Origin of the sequence: Paracoccus aestuarii (assembly GCF_028553885.1) — a bacterium.
In the GTDB taxonomy this organism is placed as follows: domain Bacteria; phylum Pseudomonadota; class Alphaproteobacteria; order Rhodobacterales; family Rhodobacteraceae; genus Paracoccus; species Paracoccus aestuarii.
In genome coordinates this window covers 1-14638 of sequence record NZ_CP067171.1, presented here as the reverse complement: position 1 = coordinate 14638, position 14638 = coordinate 1, and the positions used below count along the sequence as shown (strand labels likewise).

13 protein-coding genes are annotated in these 14638 nt (G+C 69.2%); 3 read left to right on the top strand and 10 right to left on the bottom strand.

The window, feature by feature from the left end; all coding sequences use genetic code 11:
* Positions 1-5 precede the first annotated feature (5 nt).
* From iolE to iolG, 8 genes are all read right to left on the bottom strand, one after another.
* Positions 6-914: a myo-inosose-2 dehydratase gene (gene iolE / locus JHW48_RS17135; protein WP_119886596.1), complete on the bottom strand. Its 909-nt coding sequence runs from the start codon at positions 912-914 to the stop codon at positions 6-8.
* Positions 915-924: 10 nt separating this feature from the next.
* Positions 925-2739 (bottom strand): 3D-(3,5/4)-trihydroxycyclohexane-1,2-dione acylhydrolase (decyclizing), encoded by a 1815-nt coding sequence (iolD, locus tag JHW48_RS17130; RefSeq protein WP_119886609.1) that lies wholly within the window; start codon positions 2737-2739, stop codon positions 925-927.
* Between the two features lie 7 nt (positions 2740-2746).
* Positions 2747-4663: a bifunctional 5-dehydro-2-deoxygluconokinase/5-dehydro-2-deoxyphosphogluconate aldolase gene (locus tag JHW48_RS17125; RefSeq protein WP_119886597.1), complete on the bottom strand. Its 1917-nt coding sequence runs from the start codon at positions 4661-4663 to the stop codon at positions 2747-2749.
* Positions 4660-5754: a Gfo/Idh/MocA family protein gene (locus tag JHW48_RS17120; protein ID WP_119886598.1), complete on the bottom strand. Its 1095-nt coding sequence runs from the start codon at positions 5752-5754 to the stop codon at positions 4660-4662. Before JHW48_RS17120 ends, JHW48_RS17125 begins: the two co-directional genes overlap by 4 nt.
* Complete coding sequence (locus tag JHW48_RS17115) at positions 5754-6530, bottom strand: ATP-binding cassette domain-containing protein (protein ID WP_119886599.1); 777 nt, start codon at positions 6528-6530, stop codon at positions 5754-5756. The genes JHW48_RS17120 and JHW48_RS17115 overlap by 1 nt, the downstream gene beginning before the upstream one ends.
* Position 6531: 1 nt before the next feature.
* Complete coding sequence (locus tag JHW48_RS17110) at positions 6532-7635, bottom strand: ABC transporter permease (protein ID WP_119886600.1); 1104 nt, start codon at positions 7633-7635, stop codon at positions 6532-6534.
* Positions 7636-7712: 77 nt separating this feature from the next.
* On the bottom strand, positions 7713-8630 hold the full coding sequence (locus tag JHW48_RS17105; protein WP_119886601.1) for a sugar ABC transporter substrate-binding protein: 918 nt from the start codon (positions 8628-8630) through the stop codon (positions 7713-7715).
* Positions 8631-8709: 79 nt separating this feature from the next.
* Positions 8710-9708: an inositol 2-dehydrogenase gene (iolG, locus tag JHW48_RS17100; protein WP_119886602.1), complete on the bottom strand. Its 999-nt coding sequence runs from the start codon at positions 9706-9708 to the stop codon at positions 8710-8712.
* Positions 9709-9854: 146 nt separating this feature from the next.
* Here iolG and JHW48_RS17095 point away from each other — a divergent pair, with 146 nt between their 5' ends.
* From JHW48_RS17095 to JHW48_RS17085, 3 genes are all read left to right on the top strand, one after another.
* Positions 9855-10856: a LacI family DNA-binding transcriptional regulator gene (locus tag JHW48_RS17095; protein ID WP_119886603.1), complete on the top strand. Its 1002-nt coding sequence runs from the start codon at positions 9855-9857 to the stop codon at positions 10854-10856.
* Positions 10857-10952: 96 nt separating this feature from the next.
* On the top strand, positions 10953-11807 hold the full coding sequence (locus JHW48_RS17090; RefSeq protein ID WP_119886604.1) for an SPFH domain-containing protein: 855 nt from the start codon (positions 10953-10955) through the stop codon (positions 11805-11807).
* A 3-nt stretch (positions 11808-11810) separates the two neighbouring features.
* Entirely contained in the window at positions 11811-12152 is a 342-nt protein-coding gene (locus JHW48_RS17085; RefSeq protein ID WP_205961924.1) for an NfeD family protein, read from the top strand.
* Positions 12153-12248: 96 nt separating this feature from the next.
* Here the strand turns inward: JHW48_RS17085 and JHW48_RS17080 are convergent, their stop codons facing one another.
* A complete protein-coding gene (locus JHW48_RS17080) occupies positions 12249-13337 on the bottom strand; it encodes a ParB/RepB/Spo0J family partition protein (RefSeq protein ID WP_119886605.1) in 1089 nt (362 codons plus the stop codon).
* Positions 13334-14638, bottom strand: a complete 1305-nt coding sequence (locus JHW48_RS17075) for an AAA family ATPase (RefSeq protein WP_119886606.1) — start codon at positions 14636-14638, stop codon at positions 13334-13336. Before JHW48_RS17075 ends, JHW48_RS17080 begins: the two co-directional genes overlap by 4 nt.

The window sequence follows — 14638 nt, the reverse complement described above, 5'->3', positions numbered from 1 at the left end:
TGCTCCTATTCGGGGTTGGGGTCAAGACCGGCCTCGCGGGCGGCGGCCTTCAGCGCCTTGAGACCCATGGCCTGATAGGTCAGCGGGTTGCGGACCTCCGGGTCCTGTTCCGCCTCGATCACCAGCCAGCCCTGATAGCCCGCCTCGGCCAGGATGCGCAGCAGCGGCACGAAGTCGATCGCGCCCTCCGGGTCGCCCGGCACGGTGAAGGCCCCGGCCATCACGCCTTGCAGGAAGGACAGCCCCTCGGCCCGCACCCGCTCGGTCACGGGGCGGCGGATGTTCTTGGCGTGGACATGCGCCACGCGGGCGGCATGGCGGCGCAGCACGGCCTCCGGCTCGCCACCGCCGAATGCGCAATGCCCCGCATCGAACAGCAGATGCGTGGCAGGCCCGGTCGCGGCCATGAAGGCATCGATCTCCTCGGGGCTCTCGACCACGGTGCCCATGTGGTGGTGATAGGCCAGGGTGACCCCCTGCCCCGCCATCCAGGCCGCGAATTTCTCCATCCTGGCGCCGAAATCCGCCATCTGATCGGCGGACAGACGGGGCCGGTCGTTCACGGCGACATCGGGGTCGCCATGCACGCTGTTGGAACATTCGCAGACGATGCAGACGGTGCAGCCATTGGCCTTCAGCCGCGCCAGATGCGGCCCGACCGCCGCGATCTCCTCCGCGACCGAACGCGTCAGCAGATGCGTCGAATACCAGGCCGAGACCAACCGCAGCCCGTATTCCCCCAGAAGCGCCCTGACCGCCTGGCCGTCCTCGGGCCAGCGGTGGCCGTTCTCGATTCCGTCGAAGCCGATCTCGCGCCCCGCCTCGCGCAGGATCTGCTCGGTCGGGATATGCGCGCCGATGGACTGGTCGTCGTCATTGGCCCAGGCAATCGGGTTGGTGCCGTAGAGGATCATGGTCGTGCCTTCAATTGATCAGGGATTGCCGGGCGGCGTGGTCCAGATAGCGGGCATAGGCTACCTGCGAGCCGCCGGTCGCGGGGACGGCCACGTCCCACCAATGGCCCGCCCCCTCCAGCCCGTCGCCGGGGCCGGGGCGGGCGGTGGTCTCGATGACGATGACGGTGGGAATGTCGCGGCCCCGCGCGGCGGCGACCCCGGCCTCCAGCGCGGACAGGTCGGCGGCGCGGACTGCATGCGCCCCCATGCTGGCCGCATGGGCCACGAAGTCGATCATGGGCTGCGCCTCGACGCGGCTGTCCAGATACATGTTGTTGAAGGGCGCGCCGCCGCAATGCGCCTGCAGCCGGTTGATGCAGCCATAGCCGCGATTGTCGGTCAGGATCACGGTGAAGGGCACGCGGCGCATCACCGCGGTGGCCAATTCGCTGTTGGCCATCATGTAGCTGCCGTCGCCGACGAAGCACAGCACCTGCCGGTCGGGCCGCGCCAAGGCCAGCCCCATCGCGCCCGCGATCTCGTATCCCATGCAGGAGAATCCGTATTCCATGTGATAGCCGCCCTGCGAGGCCCGCCACAGCAGCTTCAGCGCGCCCGGCATGGTACCCGCCGCGCACATGGCGATGCCCTCGGGGGCCGCGCGCTGCACCGCGCCGATCACCTGCGCATCGGTCGGCAGGCCTTGGGGCGCGGTCGCGCAATGCGCCTCGACCGCCGCCAGCCACTCCGCGCGCGCCTGCATGTCGGGATCGAAGCGCAGATCGCCCAAGGCGCGGCTCAGCGCCTCCAGCGCGATGCACGCATCGGCGACCAGGGCCTGCGCGCCATGCTTGCCCGTGTCATAGGCCTGCACGTTCACCGCGATGATCGGCGCGGTGAACAGCGTCCGCGACCCGGTGGTGAAATCCTGCAGCCGCGTGCCCACCGCGATCACCAGATCGGCGTCCTGCGCCGCCCGGTTGGCCGCGGCCGAGCCATCGACCCCCGCCGCCCCCAGATTCATCGGATGCGCCTGCGCCAAGGCGGATTTGCCCGCCTGCGTCTCGATCACCGGGATGGCGTGGCGGGTCGCAAAGTCGCCCAGCACCGCCTCGGCCCCGGAATGGATCACGCCGCCCCCGCAGACGATCACCGGCGCGCGCGCCGCCCGGATCGCATCGACCGCGCGGGACAGCTCGCCCGCATCCGGCGCGGGGCGGCGGATATGCCAGATGCGCGGCGCGAAGAACGCCTCGGGCCAGTCATGGGCCTCGGCCTGCACATCCTGGCAGAAGGACAGGCAGACCGGCCCGCATTCGGCGGGGTCCGTCATCACCCGCATCGCGCGGGGCAGCGCGCTCAGCAGGTGCTCGGGCCGGGTGATGCGGTCGAAATAGCGCACCACGGGGCGGAAACAGTCATTTGCGCTGACCGTGCCATCACCGAAATCCTCGATCTGCTGCAGCACCGGGTCGGGGCGGCGGCTGGCATAGACGTCCCCGGGGATCAGCAGCAGCGGCAGGCGGTTCACATGGGCGACGGCGGCGGCGGTGACCATGTTCGTGGCGCCCGGCCCGATGCTGGACGTCACCGCCTGCGCGCGACGGCGCCCATGTCCCTTGGCAAAGGCGATGGCCGCATGCGCCATGGTCTGCTCGTTCTGGCCCCGCCAGGTCGGCAAGGCGTCCCCGATCCCGTGCAGCGCCTGCCCCAGGCCCGCCACATTGCCATGACCGAAGATCGCCCAGACCCCGTCGATGAAGCGCTCCCCCTCCTCGGTCATCTGCACCGACAGCCAGCGCACCATCGCCTGCGCCGCGGTCAGCCGCACCGTCTCGCCCATCGCCGCGTCACCCATTCCCGGATCCCCCTTTCCGTGCCTTGTCCCAGATCGCGCAGAGCCGCCGATACCGCGCCTCCATCGCCGCCACCGCGTCGCCATCGCCGATCCGCCCCGCGAACCAGTCCCGCGCCGCCGCGCCGAAGATCGTGCGCCCCACCGCAAAGCCCCGCACCAGCGGAAAGCCCGCCGCCACCGCGAAACTGTCGGCCAGCGCCTCCTCCGGCGCGTCGAGGCCCAGCACCACGATGCCGCGCGTGTGCCGGTCGTGATCCTCGATCGCGGCGACGGCCTTGGTCCAGGCGGCGGCGGTGGTCAGCGGCTCCAGCTTCCACCAGTCGGGGCGGATGCCCGCGGCATAGAACTGCCGGATCAGGGTCGCGGTCGTGTCGTCATCCACCGGCCCGACCTTGGAGGGAATGACCTCCAGCAGGAAATCCAGCCCGTTGCGGCGCGCGGCGGTGTAAAGCCGCGCGACCTCGGCCTCCTGCCGCGCGCGCAGATCGGGGGCGTCGTCGGGGTGACAGAAGCACAGCACCTTGACCACCTGTTCGCGCGGCCATTCCGCCAGCCCGCCGCAATCGGGGCCCAGCTGCGGCTCCAACACCAAGGGCCGCGATCCCGGCCATTCGGCGGGCCGACCGATCCACAGCCCCGTTCCGCTGGCCGCATGCAGCGCCCCCCGCCCGATCCGGTCGTCGCAGAGGATGCCATACCCCCCCTGCCCCTCCTGCACCCGCAGCGCCGCCTCCAGGCACAGGCGCTTGAACGCGCCGCCCTTTTCCGGGGTGTAGCCCTCCATCGCCTCCAGCTGGGCGCGGTGGTCGAAGGCAAAGACCCGCATCGTCGACCAGTCGCCGCCCATCCGGCCCTGCCGGTTGGTGGACCAGTGGATATGCTCCAGCGCGGCATCGTTGCGCAGATCGGGCCGCGTCACGCCGCGATCCAGGAAAAACCGCAGCTCCTCCAAGCTGGGATAGGCGGGGGTGCAGCCATGGCGGCTGACCGCGAAGGCGCCGCAGGCATTGGCGTATTCCAGCGCGCGCGGCCAAGGCGCGTCCTCCAGCCAACCCTTCAAGAGCCCCGAGAAGAACCCGTCCCCCGCGCCCAGCACGTTGAAGACCTCGATGGGAAAGCCGGGGCCCTGCTGGCCGCTCTCCCACCCCTCGACCGGGCCCTCGAAGACCACCGCCCCCTCGGCCCCCCGCTTGCAGACCAAGGTGGCGTCGGTGATCGCACGCACGGCGCGCAGCGCCGCCAGCGTGTCGGTCGCGCCACCGGCGATGTGGAACTCCTCCTCGGTGCCCACGATCAGATCGAAGAGCGGCAGCGTCGCCTGCAGGCGCGCGGTGACGGTGGCGCTTTCGACGAACCTGCTCTCGCCCGCGCCATGGCCCGCCACGCCCCAGAGGTTCGGGCGATAGTCGATGTCCAGCGCCGTCCGCGCCCCATGCGCCCGCGCCAGGTCCAGCGCGCGCATCACCGCGGCCTCGGTCCGGGGATGGCTCAGATGCGTGCCGGTCGCCAGGACGCAGCGCGCATCCGCGATCAGGCCCTCGTCGATATCATCCGGCGACAGGGCCATGTCGGCGCAGTTCTCGCGATAAAAGATCAGTGGAAAGCTGTCCTGATCGCGGATGCCCAAGATGACCAAGGCGGTCAGCCGCTCGGGGTCGGTCGCCACGCCGCGCACATCGACACCCTCGCGGATCAGCTGCTCGCGGATGAAGCGGCCCATATGCTCGTCGCCCACCCGGGTGATGACCGCCGAGCGCAGCCCCAACCGCGCCGTCCCGCAGGCGATGTTCGTCGGGCTGCCGCCGATATATTTGGCGAAGGACCCCATATCCTCCAGCCGCCCGCCGACCTGCTGGCCATAGAGGTCGACGCTGCTGCGTCCGATGGTGATGACGTCCAAGGTCTTCATGCGCCCTCCAGGGAAACGGGGCGACCGGCGCTGGTCGCCATGGCGTGGATGATCCGTTCGATCCGCAGCCCGGCGGCGAAATCGGGCCCGCAGGGCGCGCCGCCTCGGATGGCGCGGATCAGGTCGCGGCATTCCACGACCTTCTGTTCGTTGAAGCCGAAGCCATGCCCCGGCGCGGGGCAGAAGGCCGCAAAATCCGGCTGCTCCGGCCCGGTCAGGTGGCGGGTGAAGCCCGCATCGCCCGCCCGGTGGACCCAGAGTTCGTTCATATGCTCCTGGTCGAAGACCAACGTGCCCTCCGACCCGTGCACCTCCCATTGCAACCGGCATTTGCGGCCCCGCGCCACGCGCGACGTGGCGAAGGACCCCTGCGCGCCGCTGGCAAAGCGGATCAGGGCCAGGGCACTGTCCTCGTTCTCGACCGCGCGGGGGCCTTCGGGGGATGGGCGCGTGGGCACGGCGATCTGGGTCATGGCGGTCAGTTCCGCGACCGGCCCCATCAGCGCGACCATGACGCTGACCAGATGACAGCCCAGATCGCCAAGCGCGCCTAGACCGCCGCCCTCATGCGTCATGCGCCAGGACCAAGGCAGGGACGGGTCGGCGGAGTAATCCTCGTCGTAGACCCCGCGAAAGGCCAGGGGTGTGCCGATCACCCCATCCGCCACCATCGCACGGGCCGCCTGAAAGGCCGGGCTGCGCAGATAGTTGTAGCCCAGCAGCGTCACCTGACCGGGGTGCGCGGCGGCCAGATTGGCCATGGCCTGCGCGTCGGCCAGCGTCAGGGCCATGGGCTTTTCCAGCCAGACATGCTTGCCCGCGCGCAGGGCCGCCTCGGCCATGGGGCGGTGCAACCCGTTGGGCGTGGTGACGCTGACCACATCCACCGCAGGATCGCTGACCGCCGCCTGCCAATCGCCCGTGGCGCGGGCAAAACCCCAGGCCCGGGCCAGATCGGCGGGCGCCGTGGCATCGGCCAGAACCTCCAGCCGCGGCGGCACCCCGCCAAAGGCGGTCGCCACGTTGCGCCAGGCCATGGCGTGGCACTTGCCCATGAAGCCGATGCCGATCAGCGCGACGCCCAGGGACATCAGATCGTCCCCCCCAGGCTGCCTTCCAGCGCCGCCAGCTCCTGCCCGCCGGCCATCAGGTCCTGCAGCTCGGCGGCGTCGATCTGGCCCTTCTCGGCGGTGCCGAGCGTCTGGCCCCGGTTCAGCACCGTGAAGCGGTCGCCCACCGCCAGCGCGTGGCGGACGTTGTGGCTGATGAAGACGACCCCCACCCCCTGCGCCCGCACCCGCGCGATGGTCGCCAGCACGTTCGAGGTCTGGCGCACGCCGAGCGCGCTGGTCGGCTCGTCGAGGATCAGCACCTTGGCGCCGAAATGGACGGCCCGCGCGATGGCGACGGTCTGCCGCTCGCCGCCCGAAAGCGTGCCCACGGCCTGGTCCGGCGCGCGCAGGTTGATGCCCATCTCGCGCATCTTCTCCATCGTGATCCGGTTCGCGGTCTCCAGATCGAAACGCTTGACGAAGCGGCCCTTGGTGGGCTCGCGGCCCATGAAGAAGTTGCGCGTCACGCTCATCAGCGGGATCATGGCGAGATCCTGGAAAACCGTGGCGATGCCCGCCTCCATCGCGTCGCGGGGGCTGGAGAACTCCATCGGCCGGCCCTCGAAGGTGATCGTGCCCTCGGTGGGCTTGTGGACGCCCGACATGGTCTTGATGAAGGTCGATTTCCCCGCGCCATTGTCGCCCAGCAGGCAGTGGCATTCACCGGGGCGCACATCGAAGGTGACGCCGTTCAGCGCGATGACATTGCCGAAATGCTTCTTGATGCCCTGCATCCGGATGATGGGTTCGGACATCTCAGCGCTCCCCCGTCACACGCTTGCGGATCGCGTTGTTGAAGACCACCGCCAGCAGCAGCATGCCCCCCAGGAAGACCTGGAACCAGTCCTGGTCGAAGCCCGTATAGGTCAGCCCGATGGTGACCATGCCGAAGATGATCGCCCCGAAGAAGGCCCCGATGGCCGAGCCGTAACCCCCGGTCAGCAGGCAGCCCCCGATGACGGCGGCGATGATCGCCTCGAATTCCTTCATGAAGCCGCGGCGCGCATCCGTGGACCCGGTGTCGATCACGGTGATGATCGCCACCAGCGCCGCCGCGCAGGCCGTCAGCATGAAGAGCGAGATCTTGACCCGCCGCACCGGCACCCCGGAATTGCTGGCCGCGACCCGGTCTCCGCCGGTGGCAAAGATCCAGTTGCCCGCAGGCATGCGCAGCAGCACGAAGGTCGCCACCGCGGCAAACCCCAGAAACCACAGGATCGAGACCGGCACGCCCGGCACCGCGGGGTTCCCCGAGGCCAGCGTCGCGATCCAGCCCTGATCGGCCATCCAGCGGAACAGGCCCCCGAAGGCATGGCCCGAAAAGATCGGCGTCAGCCAGTCGCCCGCCACCGCGTCGCGCACACCGCGCAACTGGGTCGCGCCGCCGGTAAAGACCTTCAGCCCCACCAGCGAGGCCCCGCGCAGGATGAACAGGAAGGCCAGCGTCACGATGAAGCTGGGCAGCCCGGTCCTCAGCACGATCGCCCCGTTCACCGCGCCAAGCGATGCGGCCACCGCCATGGTCATCGGGATCGCCAGGATCAGCGGCAGGCCCATGCTGACGACCAGAACGCCAAAGACCATCCCCGCAAAGGCGATCATCGATCCGATGGACAGGTCGAACTCGCCCCCGATCATCAGCATGGCGGCGGCGATGCCGATGATGCCCAGCTGGGCCGCGGGCGTCAGAAAATTCATCACCCCGGCCAGCGTGAACATCGCCGGGCTGGCGGTGACCAGAAAGAAGATCGTGACCAGGATGACCCCGCCCACGGCGCCCAGCTCCGGGCGCTTCATCAGGCGGGTGGTCAGGGATTCGGTCCTGACGCGTTCATCCGGGGCGGCGGTGGTGGCAGACATGATCGGTCCTCCGTCAGATCGGCGGGAAGGCGGCGGATGGGATGGGGCCGGGCGCGAAGCCCGGCCCGGCGCGCGCGTCAGCGGATGCCCTGCGCCGACAACTCGATGGCCTGGGCGGCGGCATCCTGTTCGACCAGGTTCGGCCCCGAGGGCACGTCGCCGCCCGGCATCAGCCCGTATTCCGCATTCAGCGCCAGGAAGGTCACCGGCAGATAGCCCTGCAGATATTGCTGCTGGTCGATGGCGAAGCTGGCGCGCCCCTCGGACACGGCCTCCAGGAAACCCGCCGACAGATCGAAGGTCGCGATGCGCACGTCGTCGCGGCCAAGCGCCTCGACCGCGGCGATGGCGGGTTCGCCCACCAGGCTGGCCGACAGGCCCAGAACCGCATCCACCTCCGGGTCGGATTCCAGCGCGGCGCGGACGCGCGACTGGACCTCGGTCGGGTCGTTCTGGGTGGGGATGACGGTCACGGTCTGGGCAAAGCCCTCCTCGAAGCCCGCGCAGCGCTGGTCCAGGCTGACATTGCCGACCTCGTGATTGACGCAGATGGCCTTGGTCGCGCCCATCTCGGCCATGCGGGCCCCGGCGGCGACGCCCGCATCATATTCCGACTGGCCCACATGCAGGCGCACGCCCAGATCGGCGGCCACATCGCCGCCCGAATTCATCGAGATCACGGGAATCCCCGCCTCGACCGCGCGCCGGATCGACGGCCCGAGCGCGTCGGCATCGGGGATCGACACGACGATGCCTGCTGGCTGCTGGTTCACGGCCGCGTCGATCAGCTGGCCCATGGCGACCATGTCGAAGGTCTCGGGCGCGCGGAAATCGACGCTGGCGCCGGTATGGTCGCCCGCCAGCATGGCGCCGTTCCGGACGACCGACCAGAAGGGGTCGTTCGCCTGACCATGGGCCACGACGATGATGTTCTGGGCCAGCGCCGGCCCGGTCAGGGCCATCAGCGCGGCGACTGCGACGGTGATCTTGTTCATTCTATCCTCCCCTTTTGATGATGGTCCCGGCCGCTCCCCCGGCCGGGCTGGTGATGCCGCGCGTCTCCGCGCGGATGGCTCAGCCCAGCATGTCGGGCGTGATCTCGATGGTGACCCCTTGGGCCAGGGACCGCGTGGCGGCCTCGGCGCAGGCGAGCGCCGCCACGCCCTCGCGCAGGGTCACGGGCATGGGCCCGCCTTGGGTCACCGCGTCCAGAAAGGCGGCCCATTCGACCTGATAGGCCCGCATGTAGCGTTCCAGAAAGAAATGCAGGGGCTTGGCGGCCACCACGCCCGCGGCGGTGGACAGCCGGACGGTGTTCTCGGCCACGTTCTCGGCCTGCAGCAGGCCCTCGGCGCCCAGGATCTCGACCCGCTGGTCATAGCCATAGGCGGCGCGGCGCGAATTGCGGATCGTGGCGATGCGCCCATCGGCCCAGACCATGGTGACGGCGGCGCTGTCCACATCGCCCGCCTGCCCGATCGCCGGATCGACCAGCGCGGATCCATGCGCGGTGATGCGCGCGGGCGGGCCGCCGAACAGCCAGCAGGCCATGTCGAAATCATGGATCATCATGTCGCGGAACAGCCCGCCGGACACGCGGATGTAATCGACCGGCGGCGGGCCTGGATCATGCGAGGTGATGGCCAGCATCTCGCCCCGCCCGACATGGCCCGCATCGAAAGCCGCTTTCAGCGCCGCGAAATTCGGGTCGAAGCGGCGGTTGAAGCCGATCATCACCGGCGCATCGCCCGCCAGGCGCAGCGTCTCCAGCGCGCGATCCAGCGACAGGTCCACCGGCTTTTCGCAAAGCACTGCCTTGCCCGCGGCCACCGCACGCCGGATCAGGTCGGAATGCGTATCGGTCGATGTGGCGATCAGCACCGCACCGATGGCCGGATCGGCCAGGATGGCGTCGATGCCCCGCGCCTCGGCGCCGATGGCCTGGGCCAGATCGCGGGCCGCGCCCTCGTCGCGATCGGCCACCGCGACCAGGCGGCACCCCGCCCCCGCCGTCATCGACAGCGCATGCACCCGGCCGATACGGCCCGCCCCCAACAGCGCCACCTGCAGCATCCCCGTCCCTTCCCCCGCTCGAATCGCCCCCTCCGGCGATCTCCTCCGGGGTGACGTTGCGTCGCTTTGCACGCGTGTGCAAGAAAAATCTGCACGCGCGTGCAAACGGGTTCCTGCCCGGCCCGCGACGGGGTAGGATCGGCGCCATGGACGGAACGGAAAACAAGGGCGCGGTCACCGCGGATGATGTCGCGGCGGCGGCAGGCGTGTCGCGCTGGACGGTGGCGCGGGCCTTCAAGCCCGATGCCTCGATCTCGCGCAAGGCGCGCGAACGGGTCCTGGCCGTGGCCGAGGATCTGGGCTATGCGCCCGACCTGCTCGCCGCCTCGCTGGCCTCGGACCGGTCGAACCTGGTGGCCATCGTCAACAACGATTTCCGCAACCCCCACAAGCTGGTCGTGCTGGAACGGCTGACCCGCATCCTGTGGACGCGCGGATGGGGCACGCTGCTGGTCCACATGTCCGACAGCGAGGACGCATCCGCCGCGCTGCTGGCAGCCAGCCAGCGCCGGGTTGATGCGGCGGTGCTGATCGGCACGCGCTTCGACGACCGGATCCTGGACACGGCGCTCGGGGCGCGGCGGCTGAAGAAGCTGGTGATCTTCGCCCGCTACAGCCAGAACCCCAACACGCTGACCATCGCCTGCGACGACGTGATCGCGATGCGCCAGATCGGCGACCACCTGCTGGCCAAGGGCTATCGCCGCCCGGTGTATCTGGCGGGGCCGGACACGCAATCGGCCAAGCTGCACCGCCGCGCGGCCTTCGCCGCCCATTGGCAGGCCGCGACCGGCGACGCGGTCCCCGCGCTGCATGCCGAGGCCTATGACACCGACGCCGCCATCGCCCGCGTGACGACCCTGTTCGCGACCCAAGGCCCCCGCCCCGACGTGCTGGTCTGCGAAAACGACATCATCGCCATCGGTGCCATCGACGCGCTGCGCCACAATCTGGGCCTGCGCGTCCCCGAGGACGTGGCCGTGACCGGCTTCGACGACATTCCCTTGGCCGCATCCCCGGCCTACCGACTGACGACCTATCGCCAGCCCATCACCGCCATGACCGAGGCCCTGCTGGAGGTGCTGGAGGGCAAGCGAGACCGCGACATCCACCTGCCGGGACGCTTCGTCGCACGCACAAGCGCCTGATCCGGGAACGAAAAAGCCCCCGCGCGGTTCCTGTTCGGACGCGCCTTGGCCTGCCGGGCCGGGCATCCCCGGAACTCAGCCAAAGGAAATCGCTCCATGGAACTCGTCCTTGCCTTGGTGGCGGTGCTGGTCCTCGTGGTCCTTCTGGGCCTCAAGATCGTGCCGCAATCGCAGAATTTCGTCATCACCCGGCTCGGCGCCTATCACCGCACGCTGGATGCGGGGGTCAACGTGATCGTGCCCTTCCTCGACCGCGTCCATTCGCGCGTGCCGGTCAACGACCAGGTTCTCAGCGATATCGAGCTGGAGGTCGTGTCCGCCGACAACGTGGTCTTCGGCGCGCAACTGCTGGTGGTCTACAGGATCGAGAACCCCGAGGCCGCCGTCTTCCGCGTCAATTCCATCAATGCCCTGGTCATCGGCCTGGTACAGTCGCTGGTCCGGTCGGAACTGGGCAAGGTCGAACTGGACGCGGTGCAATCCGATCGCGGCTCGCTGAACGTCGCCCTGCTGGAGGCCTTGGAAGATGCCGGCAAGACCTACGGCATCCGCATCTCGCGGTCCGAGATCACCGACGTGCGCCTGAACGCCACCACCCAGACCGCCATGGCCGAGGTTCTGGCCGCCGAACGAGAACGCCGCGCCGCCATCACCCGCGCCGAGGGCCAGCGCCGCGCGGCCGAGCTGAACGCCGATGCCGAGCTTTACGAGGCGCAGCGCCGCGCCGACGGCATCCGCGCCATCGCCGAGGCCAATGCCGAGGCGAACCGGATGATCTCGGCCTCTCTGGTGGGCGAGAACACGCGCGAGGCGCTGACCTTCCAGACCGCCCGCATGCAGGTCGAGGCGTTGGAGGGGCTGGCCAAATCCCCGAACGCCAAGCTGATCATGCTGCCCGGCGGGCCGTCCAACGCCTTCCGCGAGGCCGCCGCCATCCTCAAGGAGATCTGATCCATGGGCATCCTGGGCCTGCCGGACTGGGTCATCTGGGGGCTGATCGCGGCGCTGCTGCTGGCGGTCGAGATGATCTCGACCGCCTATATCGCGCTCGGCTTCGCGGTGGGCGCGGCTGTGGCGGGGCTGGTCGTCTTTCTGCTGCCCGGCCTGCCGGTGGTGGTTCAGGCGCTGATCTGGGCGGGGATGGGCCTCGGGGTCTGGCTGGTCCTGTCGCGCCGCAACCGCATCCGCCACGCGCTGCGCCCCGACATCAATGATTTCGACCCGGTCGAGTCCCTGCCCCGATCCGACCGCGCCCGGCGCGAGGCGCAACGGCGGATGGACAACGCCCCGGATTGATCCCGCATCTGGTGGTTAGATTGGATTGATATACTACATATGGGAACGGCCCGGGCATCGCTGCCCGGGCCGTTCCACCTTCCCCGCGGGGAAGGGTCACTCGATCTGGTCCAGCAGCGAGGCCACCGCAGCCTCCAGCTTGCGCCGGTCGATGGTCGAGAAGTCCCGGCCCAAGCGGATCTCCAGCCGGCCATTGGCGGCGATGCAGCGGGCGCTGCCCTGCGGACGGGCCAGCTGAAAGGTCGTCTTGGCCTTGGCCGCCTGCTGCGGCGTGGCGGGCGTGGCGCGTGGCGCCGCGACCCCTGCCCCATCCCCCTGCCCCGCGAAACGGCGCAGCACCTCCAGCTCGTCGGTGATCGACCGCGTGTCCCAATCACGCAGCTCGGACTTGATCGCCGCGGCCATGCCCGGCATCTCGGTCAGGCGGCTGGCCAAGGCCAGGCCCAGGGCGCGCGGGATCTCCTGCGGATAGATCAGAGCCTCGCCCAAGCGCTCGACCAGCGGGATGAAGTTGCGGATATAGCTGCGCTTCTGATAGCCGGCCGACTTGAACAGGATCGCCACCGCCTTTTCGGGGTCCGTCTCGGCGGTCAGCGGGTCCATCGCGTAATGCAGCGCCAGCTGCGCCATCTCGGCGAAGGAGATGTCCTTGCGCACCAGGTTCTCATCCACCATCCGGCGATAGAGGTCCTCCAGCGCATCCCCCCGCGCGGCGATCCCGGCTGGAATGCGGCCCCAGGCCTCGGCATCGCCCGTCTCCTCCAGCAACTGGCGAAAGGCCGACAGGCGGCGCCAGCCCTGGATCAGCTCATATCGCCCATCGCCCGAGGGCTCAACCCGGATCGGGTTCGACAACCCGATCTCGCGGATGGACGCGACCAGCTCGGCCAGTTCGAAATCCGCGACCGGGCGGCGGTCGCGGATCAGCTTCTGCGTGTCGATCGCATCCAAGGGGATCATGTCGGTGATCAGCCCTGCCCGCTTCAGCCGCACATGCTCGGCGGCCAGCGCGTCATTCTCGGCGCGGATCTGCGCCTCGACCCGCGCCCGGTCGCGGGTGCTTTCGGCGGTTTCGCTGATGGCGGCGGCCATCGGCCCGCGGCGGGATTCGACCTTCCCCGCGGGGAAGTCCTCCGGATCGTCGGCGGGCAGGTCGATGTCGAACATGCGGCGCTTGCGGCTCATGCGCTTGCCTCCTGCGCGGTCCAAGCGGCCAGCACATGGCCGCGGAATTCCTCATAGGCCTGATCGAATGTCGCCCGCGCCCGGCGCCAAGTGCCTCGGGTCATCTCGCGATAATCGATCTCGTAGATCGAGGACAGGAACCGCCCCGACTGCTCGACCGCCCGGGTCAGCTCGATGGGATGTTCCGCGACGCGGTCGCCGAAGACCTGGCGGAACGCCCCCAGCATGGCCTGATGCAGCTCGTTCGAGGGCTCGTAACGCGTCATCAGGAAACGGATGTCGTCAAAGGCCTTGGGCAAGGCGATCTTCCCCGTGGGGAAGTTCTCGAAGCCATGGGACAGATCCTCCAAGGCTTCGGCCAGCTGGCCGATAAAGCTGGTGGTCGAGTCGTATTCCCAATAGCCCGGCCCCGACGGGATATAGAGCATGTCGGCGGCAAAGACCGCGTTCATCGACTGATAGCCAATCGCCGGCGGGCAATCGAAGAGGATCAGGTCATAGGCATCGTCGGCCAGGGTGTCGAGAAACCGCGACACGGCGCCGAAGAAGGTCCATTCCGGGTTCAGGTGCCGGTACTGGGCGCTGGCGAATTCGACGAAGGCGGCATTGGCGCAGCTGGGCACGATGTCGATCGTGGGCCAGGCGGTGGGCTTGATGAAATCGGCCGGGCGCAGCGTGCCCAGCCCCATGTCGCGGATCGAGGCGGGCAGCTTTCTTTGGGGCAGGGCGGTCCCGGACTCCGCGCCTTGGGCAGCGGCGTTCATCCGGTCGGTCTCGCGCTCCAGATCGCGGGCCATAATGCCCCAGACCGTGTGATCCTCGCCCACATCGGACAGGCCCATCGAATGGGACAGCGTCGCCTGCGGGTCGAAATCGACGACCAGCACCCGATACCCGTCCAGCGCCGCCGCATGGGCGAAATGCAGCGCCACGGTCGACTTGCCCGCGCCGCCCTTGAAATTGGCGATGGCCGCGCGGAAGGCGCGCTTCCCCTCGGGGCGAGGGGGCATCAGGGACTTGCGGTTGATGCGGATGCGGCGGCGCAGCTCATTGACCTCCTCCAGGCTGAACCAGCGCTGGCGGCCATCCTCCTCGACTTCCCCGAGGGGAAGGTTCGGATCCGCGGCCAGCTTGCCGCGGAAGGTCGACTGGTTGATGCGGAAGATCAGCTCGGCCACCTCCCAGCTGGAGAAGCGGCGCAGCGTCTTCTCGTTGCCGGGGCTGAAGGTCTGGCGCCGGATCCAGCCCTGCATCTTCAGGGACTGGGCCTGCAACCGCGCGAGGTCTTGGTGGGTATACAT